Genomic DNA, 24,815 nt, shown 5'->3' with positions numbered 1-24,815 from the left:
CTCAAAACAGCCCTCGCACGACCTGCGCCATGACGGCGCCAAAGCCGCGCTGCACCTCGGGTTCCCAATGCACGCCATCCTTGTCGGACACCACCACGTGATCGCCCGCCCGCAGGAAGGCACAGCCGTGGCGTGCGGCGATCTCTTCGAGGAACCCATCCAACCCGATCTGCCGCGCCTCGGCCCCGGCAAAGACGTCGGCCAGTGTGCCTGTTTCGCGCACCGGCGCGGGCGTAATCAGCAGGATTCTGTCCACCACCCCCTCGGCGCGCGCCAGCACGATATGCCGCTCGACCGAACGCGCGATCTCATGGGCGGACACGGCGAAGCGCGGCTTGAGGTCGTTGGTCCCCAGCATCAGGATCATCAGGTCAAGCGGCTTGTGGCTGTGCAGGACCGCTGGCAGCACCGCCAGCCCGTTGCGGGCGCCGCCCTCGACATGATCCTCGTGGACGGTGGTGCGGCCCGGCAGGCCCTCGGCGATGACCGTGTGATCCGGCCCCAGATCGGCGGCCAGAACCTCGGTCCAGCGGTCGGCGCGCGCGGCGCGCTCGGACTGGCCCGCAACCCTCATCGGCAAGGTGCCATGCGTGTTGCTGTCGCCGTAGCACAAAATAACAGCCATCTTCCCCCCATCCCCAAGGCAATTTACCGAAAACCTCGGCAAAGCCTTCTCCTTGCACGAAATCCGCCTTAAAGCACGGGCAAAATCAAGTCCTCACCCGCAAACACCCGGACCGATTCATGCTGGATGACAGCCCCTCGACCAACCGCCTTGCCCGCTTGTTCGCCCTGCACCGCACGGAGCAAGAGGCGCTTGAGGAACCCGAACTGCGCACGCGCTTCGACGACGGGCTGAGCGACGAACAGATCGCGCAATGGCAGGCTGCCGCAGTGGCGTCGCTGCGGCGCTAACCCTTGAAGCCGGTGGCGACGACGAATTTTTCCGAGGAGTCCGACCGGCTCGCCGGTGGTTTGAAATTCGCCACCTTTGCGAAACGCTGTTTCAGGATCTGCTGAAGGCTGCCCTCGGCCCCACCGGCCAGAACCTTGGCTACAAAGGTGCCGCCCTCTTCGAGCACGTCAAAGGCCAGTTCCGCCGCCGCTTCGCACAGCGCGATGATCCGCAGGTGGTCGGTCTGCTTGTGGCCCGAAGAGGCCGCCGCCATGTCGGACATGACCACATCGGCCTTGCCGCCCAGCCATGCCTTGACCTGCTCATCGGCCCCGTCGGCCATGAAGTCGAGCTGGTGTAGTTCGCAGCCCGCAATCGGCTCGATCTCTTGAAGGTCGATGCCAAGGATCGTGCCCTGCCGCTTGCCCGGCTTGTCGCCAAGTGCGTTGACCCGCTTCACCGCCACCTGACACCAGCCGCCGGGGGCGCAGCCAAGGTCGACAACCCGCGCGCCGGGCACAAGAAACCGGTACTTGTCGTCGATTTCCAGAATCTTGAAGGCAGCGCGCCCACGATACCCCTCGTCGCGCGCGCGCTTGACATAAGGGTCGTTCAGCTGCCGTTGCAGCCAGCGTGTGGACGACAAAGACCGGCCACGGGCCGTCTTGACCTTGACCTTGAGATCGCGCTGCCCGCGCCCGGAACTGTTCTTGGGTCCCTTTGCCATAGCCTGTTCGTGTCCTTCCTTCGCGGTAGACCGCCCCTATAGCGGGCCATCCTCCAGAACGCCATCCGCCGACATCTGCGCATAGAGCAATCCCTCGCGCAGGCCGCGATCCGCCACGGACAGCCGGTCCGTCGGCCAGATCCGCAAGAGCGCCTGCAAGATCGCCGAGCCCGACATGATCAGCGCATGCCGATCCGGGCCGATGCGCGGGTCGCGGCGACGCCCCGCCGGGCCCATGGTCAGGTATCTCTGGATCACCGCCTCGATCTGGTCCGAGGACATGCGCAGCCCGTCCACCTTGGTTCGGTCATAGCGGCGCAGCCCCAGATGCGAGGCGGCGACCGTGGTCACGGTGCCGGACGTGCCGACGATCTGAAAGCCCTCGCGCGCCTGTTCATCCCGGTAAGGGGCGAAATCGGCGAGATGTTCCTCGAAATACCAGCTCATCAGCGCATAGCGCGCGGCGTCGTCCTGCACGTCGGAGAACTGGTCGCGCAGCGTGGCGACGCCCAAAGGCACCGAAATCCAGTCCACCACCTTGGCCGTCGGGAACGGCGTTTCCGGCGGGTGGAAGCCCGCATGCAGGCGCATGATCGCACGAGGACGTTCGCGTGGCTCGACCTTGGACAGATCGATCCAGACCAGTTCGGTCGAGCCGCCACCGATATCGACGACCAGCAGCTGTTCCGTCTTGGTCGAGACCAGCGGCGCACATGAGATGACCGCAAGGCGCGCCTCTTCCTCGGGCTGGATGATCTCCAGCCTCAGGCCGGTTTCACGGCGCACATGGCGGATGAAGTCGCGGGCGTTGCGCGCGCGGCGGCAGGCCTCGGTGGCCACCAGACGCATGTTATGGACATTGTGGCGGTCGATTTTCTGTTGGCACACGCGCAGGGCCGAGATCGTCCGGATCATGGACGATCGGCTCAGCCGACCTGTCTTTTCCAAGCCATGGCCCAGTTGGACCGACTTGGAAAAACTGTCGATCACATGGAACTGGCTGCCCTTTGGCTGGGCAATCAGCATGCGACAACTATTTGTACCCAGATCCAACGCGGCATACAGCGCATTGGGATCGGGCGGTACAGGCGCGGGGCTCTCGACCGGTTTCGGGAAAGCGCCCGCAGCCTCGGGACGCTTGGGCGCCATGGTTTTCGCGCCTCTCCGATATCAACTTGGGGTCAGGATACGCGCGCCGATGGTATCGCGCAAGCCTCGTGACGCCGCGACCCGAGCGGGTTCTGATAAAACGCCGACAAATGTTCGTATTCCTGTTCGAGAAAGGGCCGGATCGCGTCGATCGTCGCCGGGGCAAGATCGTCCAGCGTCAGCGTTTGGTCCGACCTGTTGCCCCGCGGCATGGTGACGAACTGGCCCGTGCGCTTCGACAGGTCCTGCGCAAGCTGGCCCAGCTCTTCGGTCTTGTAGACGCGGTCGTAATTGCCGAAATCCCGTCCAAGGAAATGCCACGCCCCCATGGCGTGATGCTTGATCGAGGAATTCACCGACTTGTAGTCCGTCAGATTGGCAAAGAACTCATCCGGGCTGGGGTCTGGGTTCAGATGCGACCATTTCGGGTTTTTCCGCAGTCTGCGGCTGTTGGCGACGTCGCCGAATTGCACGACGCGGTTGGTATAGACCGACATGAGGCGCTTCACCGGGTCGCGCACCACGCAAAACCGCCAGTAATCGGAATACCGCGCCCAGCGGAAGCCGCGAAACCGGCGCGTCGGAAAACGGCCGTGCCACGTGTAGATGTCGATCTGGTCCTCGGGCGGAACGGTGAAATCCGGATCGAGCCGCGCCAGCGCCTCCTTGACCGAGGAACAGCCCGCCTTGGGCAGCGCCATATAGGCGATCTTGTACGCGTCGACGGTGATGGCCATGCTCGAGCCCCTTTTCGGTCGCTTTCGATTTCCTGACCTTCGCCGCCGCCCAGTTTTGCGGGCTTGTCTTGGCCGAAGGTTAATCTGCCTCATGATTTTCGTGAAAACTTAGCCGATTGCCCCCCATGGCACAATGATCGCGTTCGACATACCCTGTCGCAAGCGTCACCCCTTGGGTCGAAAAACGACGCAGGCCATGCCCGCATCACCAGTATTGAGTGCGCAGCGAACAAAGGAATCAGGTTTCATGACCGACCTCACCATCGTCTACTGGCGCGACATCCCGGCCCAGGTCATCGTCGGCAAGGGCCGTCGCGGTGCCAAGGCCGTGCTGTCCGAGCGTTTCGAGCAGGCCATCGACCGCGCCGCGATGAAGGTGGGGGCCTCGGATACCGATGCCTACCTTGCCGAATGGCGCAAGGTGGCCTCCGGCACCGTCGAGGGCGACCCGAGCGAGGCCGCACAGGCCGAAATCGCCCGGATCGAGGCCGAGTATGACACCGACCGCCTGAAGGCGCTGATTGCAAACGACGGTTGGGCATGAGCCCCCGATGACCCTGAAGGAGGCCGTGATGGCATTGCTCAATTTCCGCAAGCGCGAAGAAAAGCCCGCGAACGGCAACCAGCACCTGGAGGCTTTCCTCAAGGGCTATTCGATCGAGGTGATGCCGCGCACCGCCGAAAAGGTCGAGGATTTCCGCGCCCTGCTGCCCGACGGCACCCGCGTCTACATCGCCCATATCGAGGGCACGCCGATCGCCGACATGGTGGCCACCGCGCGCCGCCTCTCTGATGCCGGCATGAACGTCATGCCGCATTTCCCCGCCCGGATCATCAAGGACAAGGCCACGCTGGCCGACTGGATTTCGATGTACCAGAACGAGGCCGGTGTGAAGCAGGCCCTGCTGCTGGCCGGTGGCGTAACCACCCCGCATGGCGAGTTCGACAGCTCGATGCAGCTGATGGAAACCGGCCTATTCGACAGGGCGGGCTTTACCCGCCTGCACGTCGCCGGTCACCCCGAGGGCAACAAAGACATCGACCCCAATGGCGGCGACGCCATGGTGATGGAGGCGCTGCGCTGGAAGCAGGCCTTCAACGAGCGCACCGATGCGGAAATGGCCTTGGCCACGCAGTTCGCCTTTGACGCCGATCCGATCATCGCATGGGCCAACCGCCTGACCGCCGAGGGCATCAAGCTGCCGATCCATATCGGCATCGCCGGTCCGGCCAAGCTGCAAACCCTGATCAAGTTCGCCATCGCCTGCGGCGTCGGCCCCTCGCTGAAGGTTCTGCAAAAGCGCGCCATGGATGTGACCAAGCTGGTCATGCCCTATGAGCCCACTGACGTGCTGACCAAACTGGCCGCGCACAAGGCCGCGAACCCCGATTTCAACATCGAGCAGGTGCACTTTTTCCCGCTGGGCGGGATCAAGTCGAACGCCACCTGGGCCATCGAGAACGGCGGCGACAGCACCCGCCCGGCCAACGGGTAAGCGGAACGGATGGCGGGACCTGCGCTTCTCTTCGATCTGGACGGCACCATGCTGAACAGCGATGCGATCCACATGCAGGTCTTCGCCGACATGATGGGGCCGCGCGGGTTGGACGTGACCGAAACGTTCTACATGACCCATGTGCATGGTCGGCTGAACGTGGACTTCTTTGCCGAATTCCTCCCGAATGAGCCTGACCCGCAGGCGCTTTCGGACGCGAAGGAGGCCGAGTTCCGCGCCCGCCTGCCCCGCCCCTACCCCGCCATGCCCGGCGTCAAACGGCTGGTCGAGCGCGCCCTGCGCGAGGACTGGCCGCGCGCCATCGTCACCAACGCGATGCGCCTGAACGCCGAGGCCATGCTGGAGGCCATCGGCCTTCGCGACGCCTTCGACATTCTCGTGATCGGCGAGGAATGCCCCCGGGGCAAGCCGCATCCCGACCCGTACCTCACCGCGATGAAGATGCTGGGCGTCAGCCCGGCGCAGTCCATCGCCTTCGAAGACAGCCCCTCGGGCGTGCGCGCAGCCTGCGCGTCCGGGGCCTACACCGTGGGCATCCGCTCGCAATTGTCCGACCAGACATTGCGGGTGAACGGCGCCCATACCACCTTGGCAGATTTCAACGACCCGGCGCTGGACGACGTGCTTCAGCGCTTCGACAGAGAGGCAAGAACATGACCCGCACCATCATCGAGTCCGGCACCAAGACCGCCATCATGGGCTTTGACCAGCCCTTTTGCGTGATCGGCGAGCGCATCAACCCCACCGGCCGTAAGATCCTGAATGTCGAGCTTGAAGCGGGCGATTTCAGCCGCGTGCAGGCCGACGCGATCGCGCAGGTCGCCGCTGGCGCCACCGTGCTGGACATCAACTCGGGCGCCGTGTTTTCCAACAAGATGGCCGAGGATCCCCGCTACGCCGACAACAACTTCGTCGAGCCGGACCTGATGCGCCAACTGGTTGAAAAGGTGCAGGAAGTCACCGATTGCCCGCTGTGTATCGACAGCTCGGTTCCCGGTGCGCTCGAGGCCGGTCTGGCCGCCGCCAAGGGCCGCCCGCTGCTGAACTCGGTCACCGGCGAGGAAGAGCGTCTGGAACTGGTTCTGCCGCTGGTCAAGAAGTACAACGTGCCGGTCGTGGCGATTTCGAACGACGACACCGGCATCTCCGAAGACCCCGAAGTGCGTTTTGCCGTGGCAAAGAAGATCGTCGAGCGCGCCGCCGATTTCGGCATCCCCGCGCATGACATCGTCGTCGACCCGCTGGTCATGCCGATCGGTGCGATGGCGACCGCTGGCCTGCAGGTCTTCACCCTTGTCCGTCGCCTGCGCGAAGAACTGGGCGTGAACACCACCTGCGGCGCGTCGAACATCTCCTTCGGTCTGCCGAACCGTCACGGCATCAACAACGCCTTCCTGCCGATGGCGATGGGCGCGGGCATGACCTCTGCGATCATGAACCCGGTGGCGCTGCCGGTGAACGCCAAGGCGATTGCCGAAAAGCGCGCGGCCGTCGCGGCTGCGGGCATCATCCTGCCGGAAGACATGGAAGACGAAGATTTCGTGCAGATGTTCGGCATGGGCTCGACCCAACCGCGCGCCGGCAAGGAAATGGAGGCGATCCGCGCCGCCAACTTCCTGACCAACAATGACGATGGCGGTGCGGCGTGGATCGAGTTCAACCGTCAGGCCCCGAAAGCCGGGCAAGAGGGCCGTGGCCGCGCCGGTCGCACCGGTGGCCGTCGCCGTCGCGCCTGAGCCAAGCGGGGTTGGGGGCTCTGCCCCCGGCCTTCGGCCTCCCCCGAGGTATTTCGGGACCAAAGAAGCAAGGGGTCTGATCCAGTGATCAGGCCTCTTTCTTTTGGGCAAGCGCCCATGCGCTGATGGGCATGTCCTCTTCGTTGTGCAGAACGTCGGTCTCTTTGTCATAGACAGGCGGAAAAGGCCCGATCAGGTTGCGCATCGCCGCCCAGCGGTTGCCCCATTGCTCGGCCACGATATCGTCCGGTTCGAAACCGCACTCGATCAGGAAATTCTTTAGCCCCCGCGCCGACCAGCGCGTGTTGTCCACTGGCGCCGCGTGCAGCGGGACGAAGAATGGCACCGCGACAAGGAAATAGCCGCCCGGGCGCAGGGATTGCCAGACATTTCGCGTCGCGCGATAGGGGAAATCCAGATGCTCCCAGACCTGATCGGCGATGATCAGGTCGAACTGGCCGATCTCGCCATCCTGATCGCGCAGCGGCCCGTCACAGATGTCGTATTCCGGGTATTGATAGTTGAAGTAGCTGCGAAACGGGAACCTCTCACCGAACTTGCCGGAAATCTCGGCCACGTCCAGAGTTTCCGGTTCCAAAGTGCGGATCAACGTCCGACAGGCTTTCGCCATCACGATCCGGTTGATGCTTGCCATGCTGCCTCATGCTCTTTCGGCCATCAGGCGACAGCCCGCCGCAAAGGTCAAGCCCTGCATGAAGTGCCCGTTTTCGGCCCTGAAACGCCCGCCCTTGTCGGGTTTCGTGCGCCTCAGGCCTTTTTCTTGACGGTACCGGCGGCCTCAGCGAGGTCGCGGGCAATGGCAAACGCGCCTTGGATCTTGGCCTTGTCGGTGGACCAGTCGCGGCGCACGATGATCTTGTTGTCCTTGATCTTGGCCAGCCCGTCCTGCGCCTTGATGAAGGCAACCAGCCCTTCCGGCTTGGCAAACTTGTTGTTGTGGAACTGGATCGTCGCGCCTTTCGGCCCGCCATCCAGTTTCGCGATGCCTGCACGCTTGCACATCGCCTTGATACGCACAACCAAAAGAAGAGTGTTCACCTCGCGCGGCAGCTTGCCAAAGCGGTCGATCAACTCGGCGGCAAAGCCTTCGAGTTCGACCTTGGTGGTCAGCGAAGACAGGCGGCGATAGAGGCCCAGACGCACATCGAGATCGGGCACGTAATCCTCAGGGATCAGCACCGGCACGCCCAGATTGATCTGCGGCGCCCATTGCCCATCGTCCTCGGTCAACCCGTCCATCTGGCCCGAGCGGATCTTGGCAATCGCCTCCTCCAGCATGGACTGGTACAACTCGTAGCCGACATCGCGCATCTGGCCCGATTGCTCCTCGCCCAGAAGATTGCCAGCGCCACGAATGTCAAGGTCCTGGGAGGCCAAGGAAAAACCAGCGCCGAGCGTGTCGATGCTGCCCAGAACGCGCAGGCGCTTTTCGGCCGTGGCGGTCAGCTTGGCGCGCGGTTTCGTGGTCAGGTAGCAATAGGCGCGGGTCTTGGACCGACCGACCCGACCGCGAATCTGGTAGAGTTGGCTGAGACCGAACATGTCGGAACGGTGCACGATCATCGTGTTGGCCGTCGGGATATCCAGGCCGGATTCCACGATGGTCGTCGCCAGCAACACGTCGAACTTGCCGTCGTAGAAGGCGTTCATACGGTCATCCAACTCGCCCGCGGCCATCTGGCCATGCGCCACCACGTAGGACAGTTCGGGCAGCTGATCCTTGAGGAACTGCTCAACCTCCGGCAGGTCCGTCAAGCGCGGCACGACGTAGAAGGACTGCCCCCCGCGGTAATGTTCGCGCAGCAGCGCCTCTCGGATCGTGACAGGATCGAACTCGCTAACATAGGTGCGGATGGCCAGCCGGTCGACCGGCGGGGTGCCGATGATCGACAGGTCACGCACGCCGGTCAGCGACAATTGCAAGGTGCGCGGGATCGGCGTTGCGGTCAGCGTCAGCACATGGATATCCGAGCGCAGCTGCTTCAGCCGCTCCTTGTGCTGCACGCCAAAGTGCTGTTCCTCGTCGATGATCAGCAGGCCGAGGTTCTGGAAGCGGATGCCCTTCGCCAAAAGCGCATGCGTGCCCACGGCGATATCGACCGTGCCCTTTGATATCCCGTCACGGGTCAGACTGGCCTCTTTCGTGCCGACAAAGCGCGACAAGGGGGCGACTTGTACCGGAAATCCCCGAAATCGTTCCGCAAACGACTTGTAGTGCTGACGCGCCAGCAGCGTCGTCGGCGCAATCACCGCCACCTGGACGCCCGACATTGCGGCGACGAAGGCGGCGCGCATGGCCACCTCGGTCTTGCCAAAGCCCACATCGCCGCAAATCAGCCGGTCCATCGGCTGGCCAGAATGCATGTCGGACATCACGTCCTCGATAGCGCCCAGCTGGTCATCGGTTTCCGTATAGGGGAAGCGCGCGGCGAAGCTTTCATAAGCGCCCGGCGGTGGGTCCATGATCGGGGCCTTGCGCAAGGCACGCTCGGCGGCGATGCGGATCAGACGATCCGCCATCTCGCGGATGCGTTCCTTGAGCTTGGCCTTCTTGGCCTGCCACGCACCGCCGCCGAGACGGTCCAGCAGGCCCTCTTCATGGCCGTATTTCGACAGCAGTTCGATATTCTCGACCGGCAGGTAAAGCCTTGATCCTTCGGCATATTCAAGGCTGAGGCATTCATGCGCCGCGCCCGCTGCGGTGATGACTTCCATGCCCTGATATCGACCGATACCGTGATCCACATGCACGACCAGATCGCCGGGGGTCAGCGACTGGTGTTCGGTCAGGAAGTTCTCGGCCTTGCGCCGCTTCTTCGGCTGCCGGATCAGACGGTCACCCAGAACGTCCTGCTCTGACACGACGGTAAGGCGAGCACCGTCATACGGCGCGTCGAACCCGGCTTCCAGCGCCCAGACTGCAAGGTACAGCCCCCGCTTACCGATGCGCGTGCCGTTCGAGATCGGGATGACCTCGGCCAGCCCCTCATCCTCGATCAACCCGGTCAGGCGCTCGCGCGCGCCCTCGGAATAGGAGGCGATGACCACCGGACCATCCTGCATCTTTGCGGTCACATGCGCGGCCAAAGCCCCGAAAAGACTGATGTTTTCTTGCTGCCGTTCAGGCGCGAAATTGCGCCCGATGCGCCCGCCCGCATCCACCACACCGGGGCCCGTGGCCTGCGGAAGCGGGTGAAACTGCACCTGCCTGCGGCCCTGCAACGCCGCCTCCCATGCGGGATCGTCGAGATACAGCAAGCCCGGCGGGATCGGCTTGTAGACCGAGCTGCCCATGGTCTTTTTCTGGCTCATCGCATGCTGGCGCGTGCCATACTGATCCTCGATACTGTCCCAGCGCGACAGGCGCGCAGGCGTCATCTGGTTGTCCAGCAGCACCGGCGCGCCCGGAAGGTAGTCGAACAGGGTCTCGAGCGTGTCATGGAAGAAGGGCAGCCAATGCTCGACCCCGGCATGCTTGCGACCCGCACTAACCGCCTCGTATAGCGGATCGTCGGTGCCCGCCGCGCCGAATTCGATCCGGTAATTCTGACGGAAGCGGAGGATCGCCGCCTCGTCGAGGATCACCTCGGACACCGGGGCCAGTTCGACGACATCCAGCTTTTGAGTGGTGCGCTGCGACACCGGATCAAACCGGCGCGCGCCATCCAAGACATCGCCAAAGAAGTCGAGCCGCACCGGTCCGCCATCACCCGGTGGGAAGATATCGATGATGCCGCCGCGAATGGCGTAGTCCCCGGGTTCGGTCACTGTCGGCGCTTGAGAAAAGCCCATTCGTACCAAAAACGCCCGTAATCCGCCCTCATCTACCCTGTCGCCGACCCGCGCCGAAAACGCCGCGTCGCGCAGGACGGACCGTGCGGGCAGCTTTTGCATGGCCGCCGACAGCGTCGTCAACAGCACAAAACGAGACGGCCCGCCCTGCACCAGCCCCGCCAGCGTCGCCATGCGCGCCGCCGAGATATCAGCATTGGGCGACACCCGGTCATAGGGCAGGCAATCCCATGCCGGGAAGGTCAAAACCGGCATGTCAGGCGCAAAGAAGGCCAAGGCCTCGCGCATCGCCGCCAGCCGCTTGTCATCGCGGGCAACGTGGATGACGGGGCCACCGGTCTTCTCGACCTCGCGCAGGACAAGCGTTGCGTCAAAGCCCTCGGGCGCGCCGCCCGTGATGATCCGATCCTGTGCCATGCGCTGAGTTCCCCTGCCGGTGCCTCGGATGCCCTAGAGCACCTGCACCATCATGTTCTGGTACATGCCCCAGAAAGCCGTGATGAAGATCGCGACCATGCCCACCAGTTGCGACAGCACGCGATGGATGCGCAAGCGGCGCCACAGCGCCTCGCCCTGCCCTTCGCCCGCAACGATGCGGCGCGACGTGGCAACCGACATCAGGAAGACAACCGTCATCGGCGCCGCCAGCAGGAACACCGCCTGCGCGAATTCTACGTCATACCAGAAGCCCAGCATGGCCAGCATCGTCAAGAGCGCCGCGATCATCGCCGCCAGCCACAGCCCCGCCTCGTCGATGATGAAGAGCAGCCGGTTGGCATTGATGCGGGCGAGATCCTCGAGGTCCTGTTCGGCCTTGCCGCCATTGCGTTTGGCGCGCGCGACCATGTCGAAGGGCACGCCGATCACCCAGTGGCTGGCCGAGGACCAGACGACCGCCAAGACGATCCAGAACCACAGGTTTGAAAATGATCGCATGTCGATCATGTCAAAAACGGTTCCGTACCAGTCCATGCCTGCCGCCTCGATCTTCTTTGATCCGCGTTCTAGCGCGGGTCACGGCAAATGCCCAGAGGCTTGTGACCACCGCTCGGCTGCCAGTTGCGCAACCCTGCGGGAAATTCGTTTGGAACAAATCGCGCGGCCCCCGCGCTGACAGGGCAGACACCTGCATATCAGGTGAAACGGAAAACCAATCTCAGGAGACGACCATGCCGCTGGAATATGCGACGCAAACCGCCTGCGCGGACGAATATCCGACGCGTCGGCAAACACCGGAAAAATGGATGGAACGCAAGGACCCGGTTCTCTGGAATGACTGGACCCAAAGCGCGCCGATCACCAAGGGTCAGGCCCAGTCTTTCGAGCGCAACGGGTATCTCGTGCTGCGCAACCTGTTTTCCCCCGAAGAGGTGACGGCCCTGATCGACCGCGCCAACCGCCTGCGCGAAACGCTGGCCGGCGCCCGCAGCGAAGAAGTGGTGACAGAGCCGGAAACCAATGCGGTGCGCACGATCTTCCGCCTCGACCACAAGGATCCGCTGATGGCGCGTCTGGCCGCCGATCGCCGGATCGCGGGGACCGCACAGTTCTTGCTGGGCGACGATGTCTACCTGCACCAGTCGCGCCTGAACTACAAACCGGGCTTCACCGGCAAGGAGTTCTACTGGCATTCGGATTTCGAGACTTGGCACGCCGAGGATGGCATGCCGCGCATGCGCGCCGTGTCGGCCTCGGTGCTGCTGACGGACAACCGGGCCCATAACGGCGCACTGATGCTGATCCCCGGATCGCACAAGACGTTTGTCTCGTGCCAGGGCGAAACGCCCGAGGACAACCACAAATCCTCGCTGAAGAAGCAGGAGGTCGGCACCCCCTCGCAGGCCACGCTGCGCGACATGGCCCGGATGTACGGCATCGACGATGCCGAGGGACCGGCTGGCACGGTCGTCCTGTTCGATTGCAACACCCTGCACGGCTCGAACGGCAATATCACGCCCGATCCGCGCTCGAACGCGTTCTTCGTCTACAATGCCGTGTCGAACGCGCCCGAGGCACCGTTTGCCGCCGACGCGCCGCGTCCCGGCTTTCTGGCCGAACGCAAGGTGCCGGACGCGATCAAGGTGCAAAAGGGTCGCCTCGCCTGAGGCACCTTGGACTGGACAAGGCGGCGGGGCGCGGGCATTCCTGCATCAACGACAGGAGACAGACATGCGCCCCAGCCTAGCCCCCTTCCCCGCGACCCGCCTGCGCCGCCTGCGCAAATCCGGTGCGATCCGCGCATTGGTGCAGGAAACCACGCTGAGCCCGGCCGATTTCATTTGGCCGGTCTTCGTGCGTGACGGCGAGGGCGTGGTCGAACCGATCCATTCGATGCCGGGCGTGAACCGGCTGTCGGTCGATAAAGTGGTCGAGGCCGCGCGCGAGGCGCATGCGCTTGGCATCCCGGCGATCTGCCTTTTTCCCTATACCGACCCGGCGCTGAAGACCGCCGATTGCGCCGAGGCGTGGAACCCCGACAACCTGTCCAACCGCGCCACCCGCGCGATTAAGGCCGCCGTGCCGGACATCGCCGTGATGACGGATGTGGCGCTGGACCCGTATAACATCGACGGGCATGACGGCTTTGTCGAGGATGGCGAGATCGTCAATGACCGCACGGTCGAGGCGCTGGTGAAACAGGCGCTGAGCCAAGCCGAGGCCGGGGCCGACATTATCGGACCCAGCGACATGATGGACAACCGCATCGGCGCGATCCGGAGCGCGCTGGAAAGCGCAGGCCATCAGAACGTGTTGCTGCTGACCTATGCGGCAAAATATGCGTCCGCCTTCTACGGCCCATTCCGCGATGCGGTGGGCGCGTCGGGCGCGCTGAAAGGCGACAAGACCACCTACCAGATGAACCCCGGCAATGCCGACGAGGCCATGCGCCTGATCGAGCGCGACCTGTCCGAGGGCGCCGACATGATCATGGTCAAGCCCGGCATGCCCTATCTCGACATCTGCCGCCGCGCCAAGGACCTGTTCGGCGCTCCGACCTTTGCCTATCAGGTCTCGGGCGAATACGCGATGCTGGCAGGCGCGGGCGAGCGCGGCTGGGTCGATGGCGACAAGGTCATGCTGGAAAGCCTCATGAGCTTCAAACGTGCCGGATGTGACGGCATCCTGACCTATTTCGCCCCCGCCGCGGCAAAGCTTCTCAACGGGTAGCGGAAGCCCGCCCATGGCCCACGTCATGTGGTGACATGCGGCGGCTTTCGGCCTATAAACTGCGACAACCGGCAAGATAGCCGGACGAGGCATCGGCAAGGAACAGGACAGATGACTTTCACGAGACGTGAATTTGCCTTCGGGCTTGGCGCGACGGCGCTGCTGGGTGGCTGTGCAAACGGCGTGGGCAGCCGGGGTCCGGCAACGATCGACGCCCGCGTGAACGCGACGCTCAGCCAGTTGTATTCCGATTATCCCGCGACCCAGCAGCTGGGCGCGAAATCGGTGGGCATGCTGGTAATGCCGCTGGTGACCGAGGTCGGCCTTGGCATCGGCGCAGGATATGGGCGGGGTGCGCTGCGGGTCGGCGGCGCGACGGTGGATTACTACTCGATGGCCAAGGCCTCGGGCGGATTGCAGATCGGCGGGCAGCAATACAGCCACGTCCTGTTCTTCATGACCGAGGACGCGCTGCAGAACTTCCGCCGCTCGCCCGGCTATGCAGCCGGTGCGAACATTGAATATGCCACCCCCTCCAAGGGCGAGACGCTGGCCGCCGAGACGACCACCTCGCTTGCGCCGGTGATTGCGGTGATCTTTGGCCAGTCGGGTTTGCGCGTCGGCGCAACGCTCGAAGGGGTGAAATACACCCGGATCATCCCCTGATCCGCTTGGACCATACCCAAAGCGCCATCGCCCCGCATTGGGGCGATGCCACTAATTAGTGGTAGGTGAATTCACCCACGACATTGCGCCATTCGCCGGGCGAGATCATCTTGCGATGGGTGAAGCGGACCGAATGCAGCGGTCCCTCGATACTGTCCTGCCAGAATTCGATGAATTCGAACAGCTTGGGGTGATCCGGCGCCAGATCGTAATCCTGCCAGATGAACGTGTTCAGCACATGTTTGTAATCGGGCATCCGGTAGTAGAATTCCGCCGTGGTCAGCCCGTATCCTTTCAACATCAGTTCCGTCTCTGAGACCTGCATTGCGCACCTCGCTTTTCTTATGAGAAAAGTCTGCCGAGCGAATCTTTACTTTTCAATAAAAACAGTATGTTAGCAGCCGACACTCATGGCTGCCAAAATGACGCCTGGACCCACCATTGCACGCAATCCCTTGGGTCTGATATAAGGCTTCCAACAAGATATGGCATAGACAAAAGCAGGCCAGCACCGTGAGCGATACGCCCGAACCCCCTGAGAACGAAGAGAAAATTCCGCCGACCCCGCGCGGTCCGTCGATCTCTATCGAAAATGAGATGAAGGCGAGCTATCTCGACTACGCCATGAGCGTGATCGTGAGCCGTGCGATTCCCGATCTGCGCGATGGCCTGAAACCTGTGCATCGGCGCATTCTTTATGCGATGTATGAAGGCGGTTACACGCCCGACAAGTCGTACCGCAAGTCCGCGAAGTCCGTGGGCGAGGTGATGGGCAACTATCACCCGCATGGCGACAGCGCGATTTACGACGCGCTGGTGCGCATGGCGCAGGATTTCTCGATGTCGCTGCCCTTGATCGACGGTCAGGGCAACTTTGGCTCGATGGATGGCGATCCGCCCGCCGCAATGCGTTACACCGAAAGCCGTCTGGCGAAATCCGCGCTGGCGCTGCTGGCGGATATCGACAAGGAAACCGTCGACTTTCAGGACAATTATGACGGCAAGGAGCGTGAGCCCACGGTTTTGCCCGCGCGCTATCCCAACGTGCTGGTCAACGGCGCCGAGGGCATCGCGGTCGGCATGGCGACGCGCATCCCGCCGCATAACCTTGGCGAGGTTGTCGATGCGACGCTGGCGCTGATCGAGAATCCCGACCTGTCGACGGAACAGCTGATCGAATACATCCCTGCGCCGGACTTCCCGACAGGCGGCGTGATCCTTGGCCGGTCTGGCGCGCGCAAGGCCTATCTGGAAGGGCGCGGCAGCGTCATCATCCGCGCCAAGACCAAGGTCGAGGAGATCCGCAAGGACCGCTGGGCCATCGTCATCCAGGAAATCCCCTATCAGGTGAACAAGGCCACGATGATCGAAAAGATCGCTGAGGCCGCCCGCGATAAAAAGATCGAGGGCATCGCCCACGTTCAGGACGAATCCGACCGCGACGGCGTGCGCGTGGTGATCGAGCTGAAGCGCGACGCGACGGCCGAGGTGGTGCTGAACCAGCTTTACCGCTTTACCCCGATGCAGACCTCCTTTGGCTGCAACATGCTGGCGCTGAACGGTGGCCGCCCTGAACAGCTGACGCTGCGCGGTTTTCTGACCGCCTTCATCGACTTCCGCGAAGATGTCGTCGCCCGCCGCACCGCCTATCTGCTGCGCAAGGCGCGCGAGCGCAGCCATGTGCTCTGTGGTCTGGCCGTGGCCGTGTCGAACGTGGACGAGGTCGTGGCGACGATCCGGTCGTCTGCCGATGCCGCCGAGGCCCGCACCCGCCTGATGGAACGGCGCTGGCCCGCGCATGAGATCCTGCCCTATATCGCCCTGATCGACGATCCGACCCACAAGGCGAACGAGGACGGCACCTATAACCTGTCCGAAACGCAGGCCCGCGCGATCCTCGACCTGCGTCTGCAGCGCCTGACCCAGTTGGGGGTCAAGGAAGTCACGGACGAACTCGAAGACCTCGCCGCCAAGATCAAGGACTACCTCGACATCCTCTCCTCGCGCGAACGCATCATGTCGATCATCTCGGACGAGCTGACGCAAGTGCGCAGTGATTTCGCCGTGCCGCGCCGCACCGAGATCACCGACTGGGCCGGTGACATGGACGATGAGGATCTCATCGAACAAGAGGACATGGTCGTCACCGTTACCGCTGGCGGCTATATCAAGCGCACCGCGCTGGCCGATTTCCGCGCGCAAAAGCGCGGCGGCAAGGGGCTGTCGGGCGGTGGCTTGAAAGAGGACGACGCGGTCACGACCCTGTTCGTCGCCAACACCCATACGCAACTGCTGTTCTTCACCACCGATGGCATGGTCTACAAGCTCAAGACATGGCGTCTGCCGCTGGGCAGCCGTGCGTCGCGCGGCAAGGCGATCGTCAACATCCTGCCGATCCCGCAGGGCGTGTCGATTGCCGCGATCATGCCGGTGGACCGCCCGGAAGAGGACTGGGACGATCTTCAGATCGTCTTCGCGACCTCCAAAGGGTCCGTTCGCCGCAATCGGCTGTCGGATTTCACCAACGTCATGCGCAACGGCAAGATCGCGATGAAATTCGAGGGCGAGGATGAGAACACCCGCCTGATCAACGCGCGCATCTGTTCCGAAGACGACGACGTGATGCTGGTGACGAATTCGGGCCGGGCGATCCGCTTCCCCGTGCCGGATGTGCGGGTGTTCAACTCGCGCGCCTCGACCGGGGTGCGCGGCATCCGGCTGCACAATGGCGACGAGGTCGTGTCCATGTCGATCATCCGCCATTTCGACGCCGAAAGCGATGAACGCGCCTCGTATCTCAAGATGCGCCGCGCCATGGCTGGTCTGACCGACGAGGATGCCTCGGACGAGGAAGGCGACGCAAACGCGCCGCTCGCGCAGGACCGTTATGCTCAGATGTCGGCGGCTGAGAACCTGATCCTGACGATCACCGCCGGTGGCCTTGGCAAGCTGTCGTCGAGCCACGACTACCCGGTGCGCGGGCGTGGCGGTCAGGGCGTCACCGCGTGGGAGAAATCCATGCGCGGCGGTGACATCGTGGCCAGCTTCCCGGTGGAACTCGACGACCAGATCATGTTGGCCACCTCGACGGGCCAGTCGATCCGGGTGCCGGTGGATGGCATTTCGTTTCGCTCGCGCAGCGCCGGCGGCGTGAAGGTGTTCAACACCGGTGCTGGTGAGACGGTGGTGTCCGTGGCTTGGATCGCCGATCAGGGCGAGGACGACAGCGAAGAAGAATAATCCGGGATAGGATGGGTTTAACCCATCCTACTTTGGCCCCTTGCCTCTTAATCGGACGGAAAGACATCTCATGGCACGATCCCTTGCGGAGGAATCGTGCCATGAACCTGTATACCTGCTCCATCGACCTGAAGAATGACGCCCGCGCGTTGGTTTTCGCCAAGGCCTGCGAGGACTGGATGTCCCATCTCATGCAATCCGGCGTGATAAAGGCTTGGACGCTATACCGGCGCAAGCTGAACCTTGCCTCGGATCGCCACCGTGATTTCCTGCTGCAGATCGAGGTCAAGGACCTGACCCAGTTGGATCAGGCCTTTCGCACGTTGGGGCGGCATGACGACACGATCGACGCCTTGTACCGCGCCGTCCACGAACAGATCCTGACCGCCGATTTCGGGTTGTACCGCCCATTCCCAGACACGGAACGGGCGGAACGCATGGCCCTTCTTTAAAGGTCGTAGAGGTCGCGGAACTTCTCTTCGAGATAGTCCAGCAGCGGTGCCTCGGACGGAGCCGCGCCGCTGGCCCTTTCGATCACCTCGCGCGGCGTAAAGCGCCCGCCATGGGTCTGAAGGGTCGACTTCAGCCACGTGGTAGCGGCTGTCGTATCGCCCCGGGACAGCTGATCATCGAGGTCAGGCACCGCCACCCGCAGCGCCTGATGCAGGCAGCCCGCATAGACATTGCCCAGCGAATAGGTCGGGAAATAGCCGAACAGGCCCGCCGACCAGTGCACGTCCTGAAGGACCCCGTTCGACGGCTTGTCCACCGCAAATCCGAAATCCGCCGCGAAGCGGTCGTTCCACGCGGTTTCCAGATCGCCCACGGCCAGATCACCCGCGATCAGGGCGCGTTCCAGATCGAAGCGCAACAGCACATGCAGGTTATACTGCAATTCATCCGCCTCGGTGCGGATATAGCCATTCTTGACCTGATTGACGGCGGCATAGAACGCCTCCTCATCCGCAATCCCGAAATCGCCGAACGTGTCGCGCATCTGCCCGAAGAGCCAGCCGGTAAACGCGCGCGAGCGACCCAACTGGTTTTCGTAGATCCGGCTCTGGCTTTCATGCACGCCCATCGACACGCCCCCGCCCAGCGGCGTCAGGCGATAGGCCGGGTCGATATTCTGCTCATAGCTCGCATGGCCGACCTCGTGGATCGTCGAGTAAAAGCAGTTGAACGGATCGAGTGCATTGGTCCGCGTGGTGATGCGCACATCGTCGCCGCTGCCTGAACTGAAGGGATGCACGGCTTTGTCGACGCGCCCGCGTTTCAGGTCATAGCCAAAGGTCCGGGCCAGAGTCCGGGCCAGCTTCATCTGACCATGCTCGTCGAAGGTGCCCTGCACACCAGCCTTTGCAGGTTGCGCCAGCACGGCCTCGCGCAGCGCCACGAGGCGCGGACGCAGCGCGCCGAACATAGCCTCGAGATCGGCCGCCTTGGCGCCCGGCTCGTAATCGTCGAGCAAAGCGTCATAGACGCTGCCACCATCGGCCAGCGCGGCGCCCTCTTCCTGACGCAGCGCGATGATCTCGCTCAGGGTCGGCGCGAAGGCGGCGAAATCGTCATCGGCGCGCGCCTCGGCCCAGATCACATGCGCTTGGCTGACCTTCCGGGCGATGGCCGAGGCCAGCCGTTCAGGCACGCGCGTCGCGCGGTCATGCGCACGACGGATATGGCGCAACTGGGCCTTGGCCACGTCATCGAGCCCGCCTTCATCGATGGCGGCCAGCCACTCGCCGATGCGCGGGCTGACGCGGCGCTGGTGCAAGACCGCCTCCATCGCGGCGCGCTCGTCGCTGCGCTGATCGGCAGCACCGCGCGGCATCATGGTTTCCTGATCCCAGCTCAAGCGACCGGCGATCTGGGCCAGCGCCTCGGTGTCGCGCTGGAAGGTCATCAACTCGTCAAACGCACTCATGCGGTCTTCCCCCGGATCGATTGCGGAACAGGATAACGGGCGGCAAAGCGCGCCCGCAGGATCAGCGCCCAGAGCACGACCGCCCCGAACTGGTGCACGATGGCGATCTGCCAAGGCGCAAGATAAAGCACGGTCACGATGCCCAGCACCATCTGCAGGACCAGCATGGCAAAGACCGCGTTGAAACGGAACCGGGTGTCGCTGTTCGGCGACTTGCGCGCCCGCAGCCAGACGACGATGCCAAAGACGAACAGCAAGTAGCCCGCGACCCGGTGCATGAACTGCACCAACCCGGCATTCTCGAAGAAATTGCGCCAGACCGGCTCGATATCGAACGGATAGGGCGGAAAGATGCCTCCTGCCATCAAGGGCCAGTCATTGTAGCTGCGCCCCGCATCGATCCCGGCCACCAGCGCCCCCAGCAGGATTTGCAGGAAGGTGAAGTGCAACAGGCCCGTAGACATCGAAAACAGCTTGGGCTCGGCGCTGCGCCGCGCCTGCATCAGGTCGCGTTCCTCGCGCCCCAGCGCGTAGACATACCAAGCGATGAAGCCGAGGATCACGAAGGCCAGCCCCAGATGGGTCGCCAGCCGATAGGAGGCCACGTCCAGCATCTCTCCGCCCAGACCCGAGGACACCATCCACCAGCCCACGGCCCCTTGCAGCCCACCCAGAACGCCGATGCCGAACAGGCGGCCCGTCCAGCCCGTGGGGATCTTGCGCGCCGCCAGAAAGCCAAAGAACCCCAGCGCCCAGACAAGGCCGATGGTCCGGCCCAGCTGCCGATGGCCCCATTCCCACCAGTAGATGAACTGGAACTCGGACAGGCTCATGCCCTTGTTCTGCAACTGGTATTCCGGGATCTGACGGTACTTGTCGAATTCCTCCTGCCAGGCGGCGTCGCTCATCGGTGGCAGCGCGCCGGTGACGGGACGCCATTCGGTGATCGACAGGCCGCTATCGGTCAGGCGCGTCAATCCGCCCACCGCGATCATCACCACCACCATGACGAACAGCACCATCAGCCACACGCGGATCGCGCCCCGCGCGCCGCGTTTGCCCGCGTCGATCATGCCCCCGCGCGCCGGTGCCACCGGCTTGCCCGTCTCTGTGACCTCTTCGAAGAGTTTGCGTTTCTCGGCCATCTTGGTCTCCAATTTCAGGCGGACACTAGTGCCGCGCCCCGCCCGCTTCAAGCGGATGCGACACGGCGTCCTGCGCTTGGCGCGGGGTCCGCAGGGTCAGGAATACCTCAGTAATGGTTTCCGGACTTATGCGCCGGGGCTGTGAGACGTAGATTGAGGGCACAAGTTCAACGACACGATCCTTCTTCCCAAGCCCTTGCCCCAAAAGGAACAGACCCATGAAAAAGTTCATTGCAGCCGCCATCCTCGCCGCCTCCGCCCTGTCCGCTTCGGCCGCCGCCGCCACGCAGGCTTATGTCGGCAATGTCCATCTGAACGCGCGCTCCGGCCCCGGCACCAACTACCACGTGATCGGCACCTTCAACCCCTGCACCCCGGTGCATGTGGTCGCCCAAAAGTGGGGCTGGGCCAAGGTCGCCTACAAGCACAACTACTACTGGGTGTCGGCCCAGTACCTGAGCGGCCATTCCTGCCATTACGCGCCGAAGCCGACCTACAAGAAGAAGCCCTACAAGAAGCATTACAACAATGGCTACGGCTACTGAATTTCCCCTGCCGGTTTTCTCCTCCCTGACCGGCACGGCCGACTGCGGATCACCCATCGTGGTGGTCCGCTTTTTCGTCAGCCTTTATTCTTCCAGCGTACGATCTGGCGCATCATGCCATGCAGCATCTGTACGTCGGCGCGGGTCAGCGGCAGGCGCGACCACATGTTGCGCAGGTTGATCTTCATCGCGGCGACCTTGTGATCCGGAAAGAAGAAGCCCGCCTCCTCCATCCGGTCCTCGTAATGCCGCGCCAGATGCTCGATCTCGTCATGGTTGGCGAATTCCGTCCCGGCCATGACCTCCTGCACCGGGACAGACTCGCCGCTGACGCGCATCCATTCATAGGCACACAGCAGCACGCATTGCCCAAGGTTGAGCGAGGCAAAGCTTGGGTTGACCGGCACCGAGATGATCGCATTGGCCCGGCTGATATCGTCATTCTCAAGGCCCGCGCGTTCGGGTCCGAACAGCACCGCCACCTTCTCGCCGCGCGCAATCCGGGTGCGCGCCTCGATCATCGCCTGTTCGGGTGTGAACACGGTCTTGGTCATGTCGCGCGGCCGGGCCGTGGTGGCCATGACATAGGTGCAATCGGACAGCGCGCCGGGAAGATCATCGGCCAGAACCGCCTCGTCCAAAAGCCGCCCGGCACCGGACGACATCGCTACGGCCTTGGGGTTCGGCCAGCCGTCCCGAGGTGCCACGATCCGCATCCGGTCCAAGCCGAAATTCCACATCGCCCGCGCCGCCGCGCCGATATTCTCGCCCATCTGCGGTCGCACCAGCACGAAAGCCGGTTGGGGAACACCCGTCGCCATCATCCGTCTCCATCAAACCAAGGCCCCGCCTAAGCGCCCCCTGCCCGCCTTGCAAGCCCCTCCTCGCTTCTTCTTGGTCCAAATACCCGCGCCGCAGGCGTCCGCACCCGCCACAAATCCTTATGGTCAAACCGGAATATCCACGCTATCACGCGTCTCCGAGACAGGAGCACGACCATGGCCACCGAAGACGCCCCGCAGATCTACCTCGTGACCCCGCCGGATTTCGAGCTGGGGTCCTTCCCCGCCACCTTGTCGGGCGTTCTGGACACGGTCGAGATCGCCTGCCTGCGCCTGAGTCTCGCCACCCGTGACGAGGACCGCCTGATGCGCGCCGCCGATGCTGTGCGCGAGGTCGCCCATCGCCACGACGTGGCGCTGGTGATCGACACGCATGTGGTGCTGGCGCAACGGCTCGGCCTCGACGGCGTACACCTGCTGGATGGACAGCGCTCGGTGCGCAGCGCCCGCAAGGAGCTTGGCCCCGATGCCATCGTCGGCAGCTGGTGCGGCCAGTCGCGCCATTCCGGCATGGAAGCGGGCGAGTTCGGTGCAGATTACGTGGCGTTCGGCCCGGTCTCGGGTGCCTTGGGTGATGGCGAACTGGCGGAACGCGACCTGTTCCAATGGTGGTCCGAGATGATCGAAGTCCCCGTCGTCGCCGAGGGCGGCCTGACCGAAGAGTTGATCCGCGACCTCGCCCCCGTGACCGATTTCTTCGCCATCGGCGAGGAAATCTGGAACAGCGACGACCCGCTCGCCACCTTGCAGGCCTTCCGCGCAGCGATGGGCTGACCCCGTCCCGGGCTTGACCCGGGACCGCCCGACCTAGCCCATAGCCTCGATCCGGGCCGTGTCGAACCCGCCGCGCACCTGCATTTCCAACCGTTGTGCCAAGGCCTTGCGGTCCGGCACATCTGCCACGCGGATCGGGTCGTGATAGATCAGCGTCACCGAGCCGTGCCGCGTTTGCGCCAGCATCAGGATCAGCGACGGCGCGAAATCCGCGCCCCCCCACCAGCCGTAGAAATACGGCTCCTTGCCCGGCGGGGCTTGGTAGACCACGCTGACCGCCTGCACCTGCAAACGATCCCGCAGCCCGTCGGTCAAGAACGCCGCGAACAGCGTCGTCTTGAACGGCAAGACGCGCTGGTTGTCGGTCGAGGTGCCCTCGGGGAAAAACAACAGCCGGTGCCCGTGCAAGAGCCGCTCTTCGAAGGCGCGGGTCTGCGCCTGCGCCTCGCGCCGGTCGCGCTTGATGAACAGTGTCCCCGTGGCCCGCGCCAGCCAACCGATCCCGGCCCAGCCGGCGACCTCTTCCTTGGCGACGAAATAGACGTTCTTGCGGCTGTTGAGCACGAAGATGTCCAGCCAGGACGAATGGTTGGCCACCACTGCCCCCGGCCCCTTCATGCGCGGGCCGCGCATCCGGACCTTCAGCCCCATCACGCGCAACGTGGTGCGGCAGACGGCTTGCGTGATCCATGGGGTCACGGGGCGATCCATGCCGCAGATCGGTTTTTCCACCAGCCGCACCAGCAACAGCAGCGCGAGCCCGCCGAAATTCACCACCGCAATCACCGGCAGACGCAGCGCCACCAGCACCCAACCCATCGGCGTCACGGCAAAGACAGGATGCGGCGTGTCCCCGTCCCACGTGCTCATGCGCGCCCACCCGTATACATGTCGCGCTGCCGCGCGTTCATGCGCGCCGTGTCCATGACAAGGCAGACATCCGTGGTGTTGAAGGCATGATCGACAAACGCCCCCTCGCCCACGCAACCGCCGAGCCGCAGATAGGCCTTGATCAGCGCCGGCATGTCCCGCATCGCGGCGGCGCGGTCGATCCGGTCCTCGGGCATCAGGTCCATCTCCTGATAGGCGCGCGCCCGGACGCGCAGCCCCTCGGGGGCAAGATGGCGGTGATGCAAAAAGGCCAGCGGCTGCGCGATGCGCGCCACATCCGTGCCGTGGAAGGACGCCGTGCCGAACAGCACCTCGATCCCGTGATCCAGCACATAAGCCGCAAGCCCCTGCCACAACTGAAACATCACCCCGCCGCCGCGATAATCCGCATGCAGGCAGGAGCGCCCCAGTTCCAGCAGCCTGCGCCCGGACCGGTGCAGCGGATCGAGGTCGTATTCGCCCTCGGTATAGAAGCCGCCCGCCCGCGCAGCCTGATCGGCGCGCATCAGGCGATAGGTGCCCACGACCGCGCCGTCCCGCATCGGGTCCGACACCAGCAGGTGATCGGCGAAAGGATCGAACCGGTCACGCTCCAGCCGTGCCGCATGATCGACCAGATCGCCATCGCCGCCCAGTTCCTCGACGAAGACCTCGTATCGCAGGCGCTGCACGGCGTGCAGGTCCGCCGCATCCCGCGCCAGCCGCACCGTGAATTGCTGAGCTTGAACCGTCATGATCGCCCGCCTCCTGTTGGCGCGCTTCTAGGCCGAGGTCCGAAAAAACGCAACGTCGCACGGGATCGCAGATCGGTTAACCATTCGGAAAGATGTACTACTTTACCCTAGCTTTCGTAGACCGGAAGGAGCCCGACACGTTGACCGTCGATTACAACCTTGCCTTGTTCGCGAAAATTGACGGTAATGCGGCCACCGATGTTGGATTGCACCTGACCAAGGCCCCATTCCGGTTGGTCCGGGTGCCGGACCAGTTGACCAGGTTCCAGTAACGCGTTCAGATCAGTCATCGAATATCTCCCCAAAGGAGCC

At 63.6% G+C, this 24,815-nt stretch carries 26 protein-coding genes; 12 read left to right on the top strand and 14 right to left on the bottom strand.

Annotated features, from left to right (window positions below; translation table 11 throughout):
* Window position 1 precedes the first annotated feature (1 nt).
* Window positions 2-625: a GDSL-type esterase/lipase family protein gene (locus D8Z78_RS08230; RefSeq protein ID WP_121629776.1), complete on the bottom strand. Its 624-nt coding sequence runs from the start codon at window positions 623-625 to the stop codon at window positions 2-4.
* 119 nt (window positions 626-744) lie between these two features.
* On the opposite strand from D8Z78_RS08230, the gene D8Z78_RS24565 reads away from it, so the two are divergent.
* Entirely contained in the window at window positions 745-915 is a 171-nt protein-coding gene (locus D8Z78_RS24565) for a hypothetical protein (protein WP_164932920.1), read from the top strand.
* On the opposite strand, the gene D8Z78_RS08225 is transcribed toward D8Z78_RS24565, so the two are convergent.
* From D8Z78_RS08225 to D8Z78_RS08215, 3 genes are read right to left on the bottom strand one after another with little or no spacing between them, the layout of a single operon-like run.
* Window positions 912-1,622 (bottom strand): RlmE family RNA methyltransferase, encoded by a 711-nt coding sequence (locus D8Z78_RS08225; RefSeq protein WP_121629777.1) that lies wholly within the window; start codon window positions 1,620-1,622, stop codon window positions 912-914. The two genes, D8Z78_RS24565 and D8Z78_RS08225, sit on opposite strands and share 4 nt — an antisense overlap.
* Window positions 1,623-1,658: 36 nt before the next feature.
* A complete protein-coding gene (locus D8Z78_RS08220; RefSeq protein ID WP_121629778.1) occupies window positions 1,659-2,771 on the bottom strand; it encodes a Ppx/GppA phosphatase family protein in 1,113 nt (370 codons plus the stop codon).
* A gap of 32 nt (window positions 2,772-2,803) precedes the next feature.
* The gene (locus tag D8Z78_RS08215; RefSeq protein ID WP_121629779.1) at window positions 2,804-3,508 is read right to left on the bottom strand and encodes a sulfotransferase family 2 domain-containing protein; all 705 of its coding nucleotides are present in this window, start codon (window positions 3,506-3,508) and stop codon (window positions 2,804-2,806) included.
* A 247-nt stretch (window positions 3,509-3,755) separates the two neighbouring features.
* Between D8Z78_RS08215 and D8Z78_RS08210 the strand changes: the two genes are divergently transcribed.
* The 4 genes from D8Z78_RS08210 to D8Z78_RS08195 are packed head-to-tail and all read left to right on the top strand — an operon-like array spanning window position 3,756 to window position 6,761.
* A complete protein-coding gene (locus D8Z78_RS08210) occupies window positions 3,756-4,052 on the top strand; it encodes a virulence factor (protein WP_121629780.1) in 297 nt (98 codons plus the stop codon).
* Window positions 4,053-4,080: 28 nt separating this feature from the next.
* Window positions 4,081-5,004, top strand: coding sequence for a methylenetetrahydrofolate reductase (locus tag D8Z78_RS08205; protein ID WP_121629876.1), 924 nt, complete (start codon window positions 4,081-4,083; stop codon window positions 5,002-5,004).
* A 9-nt stretch (window positions 5,005-5,013) separates the two neighbouring features.
* On the top strand, window positions 5,014-5,682 hold the full coding sequence (locus D8Z78_RS08200; RefSeq protein WP_121629781.1) for an HAD family hydrolase: 669 nt from the start codon (window positions 5,014-5,016) through the stop codon (window positions 5,680-5,682).
* Entirely contained in the window at window positions 5,679-6,761 is a 1,083-nt protein-coding gene (locus D8Z78_RS08195) for a methyltetrahydrofolate cobalamin methyltransferase (RefSeq protein ID WP_121629782.1), read from the top strand. Before D8Z78_RS08200 ends, D8Z78_RS08195 begins: the two co-directional genes overlap by 4 nt.
* A gap of 88 nt (window positions 6,762-6,849) precedes the next feature.
* On the opposite strand, the gene D8Z78_RS08190 is transcribed toward D8Z78_RS08195, so the two are convergent.
* The 3 genes from D8Z78_RS08190 to D8Z78_RS08180 all read right to left on the bottom strand — a co-directional run bounded on the left by D8Z78_RS08190 (window position 6,850) and on the right by D8Z78_RS08180 (window position 11,546).
* On the bottom strand, window positions 6,850-7,416 hold the full coding sequence (locus tag D8Z78_RS08190; RefSeq protein ID WP_121629783.1) for a class I SAM-dependent methyltransferase: 567 nt from the start codon (window positions 7,414-7,416) through the stop codon (window positions 6,850-6,852).
* Window positions 7,417-7,529: 113 nt separating this feature from the next.
* A complete protein-coding gene (gene mfd / locus D8Z78_RS08185) occupies window positions 7,530-10,991 on the bottom strand; it encodes a transcription-repair coupling factor (protein WP_121629784.1) in 3,462 nt (1,153 codons plus the stop codon).
* A 33-nt stretch (window positions 10,992-11,024) separates the two neighbouring features.
* The gene (locus D8Z78_RS08180; protein WP_121629785.1) at window positions 11,025-11,546 is read right to left on the bottom strand and encodes a component of SufBCD complex; all 522 of its coding nucleotides are present in this window, start codon (window positions 11,544-11,546) and stop codon (window positions 11,025-11,027) included.
* 197 nt (window positions 11,547-11,743) lie between these two features.
* On the opposite strand from D8Z78_RS08180, the gene thpD reads away from it, so the two are divergent.
* The 3 genes from thpD to D8Z78_RS08165 all read left to right on the top strand — a co-directional run bounded on the left by thpD (window position 11,744) and on the right by D8Z78_RS08165 (window position 14,408).
* On the top strand, window positions 11,744-12,679 hold the full coding sequence (gene thpD, locus D8Z78_RS08175; protein ID WP_121629786.1) for an ectoine hydroxylase: 936 nt from the start codon (window positions 11,744-11,746) through the stop codon (window positions 12,677-12,679).
* A gap of 64 nt (window positions 12,680-12,743) precedes the next feature.
* Window positions 12,744-13,742 (top strand): porphobilinogen synthase, encoded by a 999-nt coding sequence (gene hemB, locus D8Z78_RS08170; protein ID WP_121629787.1) that lies wholly within the window; start codon window positions 12,744-12,746, stop codon window positions 13,740-13,742.
* Between the two features lie 111 nt (window positions 13,743-13,853).
* The gene (locus D8Z78_RS08165; protein WP_121629788.1) at window positions 13,854-14,408 is read left to right on the top strand and encodes a lipid-binding SYLF domain-containing protein; all 555 of its coding nucleotides are present in this window, start codon (window positions 13,854-13,856) and stop codon (window positions 14,406-14,408) included.
* 55 nt (window positions 14,409-14,463) lie between these two features.
* Here the strand turns inward: D8Z78_RS08165 and D8Z78_RS08160 are convergent, their stop codons facing one another.
* Window positions 14,464-14,733: an usg protein gene (locus D8Z78_RS08160; RefSeq protein ID WP_121629789.1), complete on the bottom strand. Its 270-nt coding sequence runs from the start codon at window positions 14,731-14,733 to the stop codon at window positions 14,464-14,466.
* 188 nt (window positions 14,734-14,921) lie between these two features.
* Here D8Z78_RS08160 and gyrA point away from each other — a divergent pair, with 188 nt between their 5' ends.
* A complete protein-coding gene (gene gyrA, locus D8Z78_RS08155) occupies window positions 14,922-17,648 on the top strand; it encodes a DNA gyrase subunit A (RefSeq protein ID WP_206169655.1) in 2,727 nt (908 codons plus the stop codon).
* 101 nt (window positions 17,649-17,749) lie between these two features.
* Window positions 17,750-18,100 (top strand): DUF6614 family protein, encoded by a 351-nt coding sequence (locus tag D8Z78_RS08150; RefSeq protein WP_121629791.1) that lies wholly within the window; start codon window positions 17,750-17,752, stop codon window positions 18,098-18,100.
* On the opposite strand, the gene D8Z78_RS08145 is transcribed toward D8Z78_RS08150, so the two are convergent.
* A complete protein-coding gene (locus tag D8Z78_RS08145) occupies window positions 18,097-19,572 on the bottom strand; it encodes a carboxypeptidase M32 (RefSeq protein WP_121629792.1) in 1,476 nt (491 codons plus the stop codon). The two genes, D8Z78_RS08150 and D8Z78_RS08145, sit on opposite strands and share 4 nt — an antisense overlap.
* Window positions 19,569-20,717: a heme A synthase gene (ctaA, locus tag D8Z78_RS08140; RefSeq protein WP_121629877.1), complete on the bottom strand. Its 1,149-nt coding sequence runs from the start codon at window positions 20,715-20,717 to the stop codon at window positions 19,569-19,571. The genes D8Z78_RS08145 and ctaA overlap by 4 nt, the downstream gene beginning before the upstream one ends.
* 218 nt (window positions 20,718-20,935) lie before the next feature.
* Here ctaA and D8Z78_RS08135 point away from each other — a divergent pair, with 218 nt between their 5' ends.
* Window positions 20,936-21,262, top strand: a complete 327-nt coding sequence (locus D8Z78_RS08135; protein WP_121629794.1) for an SH3 domain-containing protein — start codon at window positions 20,936-20,938, stop codon at window positions 21,260-21,262.
* A 77-nt stretch (window positions 21,263-21,339) separates the two neighbouring features.
* Here the strand turns inward: D8Z78_RS08135 and D8Z78_RS08130 are convergent, their stop codons facing one another.
* Window positions 21,340-22,083 carry an RNA methyltransferase gene (locus D8Z78_RS08130; protein ID WP_121629795.1) on the bottom strand — a complete coding sequence of 248 codons (744 nt, stop codon included), beginning with the start codon at window positions 22,081-22,083 and terminating at the stop codon, window positions 21,340-21,342.
* Window positions 22,084-22,260: 177 nt separating this feature from the next.
* Here D8Z78_RS08130 and D8Z78_RS08125 point away from each other — a divergent pair, with 177 nt between their 5' ends.
* Window positions 22,261-22,878 (top strand): thiamine phosphate synthase, encoded by a 618-nt coding sequence (locus D8Z78_RS08125; protein ID WP_121629796.1) that lies wholly within the window; start codon window positions 22,261-22,263, stop codon window positions 22,876-22,878.
* Window positions 22,879-22,911: 33 nt separating this feature from the next.
* On the opposite strand, the gene olsA is transcribed toward D8Z78_RS08125, so the two are convergent.
* The 3 genes from olsA to D8Z78_RS08110 all read right to left on the bottom strand — a co-directional run bounded on the left by olsA (window position 22,912) and on the right by D8Z78_RS08110 (window position 24,793).
* Window positions 22,912-23,748 (bottom strand): lyso-ornithine lipid O-acyltransferase, encoded by an 837-nt coding sequence (gene olsA / locus D8Z78_RS08120; protein WP_121629797.1) that lies wholly within the window; start codon window positions 23,746-23,748, stop codon window positions 22,912-22,914.
* A complete protein-coding gene (gene olsB, locus D8Z78_RS08115; RefSeq protein ID WP_121629798.1) occupies window positions 23,745-24,503 on the bottom strand; it encodes an L-ornithine N(alpha)-acyltransferase in 759 nt (252 codons plus the stop codon). Before olsB ends, olsA begins: the two co-directional genes overlap by 4 nt.
* A gap of 107 nt (window positions 24,504-24,610) precedes the next feature.
* Window positions 24,611-24,793, bottom strand: a complete 183-nt coding sequence (locus D8Z78_RS08110) for a DUF3553 domain-containing protein (RefSeq protein ID WP_121629799.1) — start codon at window positions 24,791-24,793, stop codon at window positions 24,611-24,613.
* Window positions 24,794-24,815 lie beyond the last annotated feature (22 nt).

The organism is Tropicibacter alexandrii, assembly GCF_003667315.2.
Taxonomy (GTDB): domain Bacteria; phylum Pseudomonadota; class Alphaproteobacteria; order Rhodobacterales; family Rhodobacteraceae; genus Tropicibacter; species Tropicibacter alexandrii.
The sequence above is the reverse complement of the archived record's forward strand: the minus strand, read 5'-3'. Positions and strand labels throughout refer to the sequence as shown.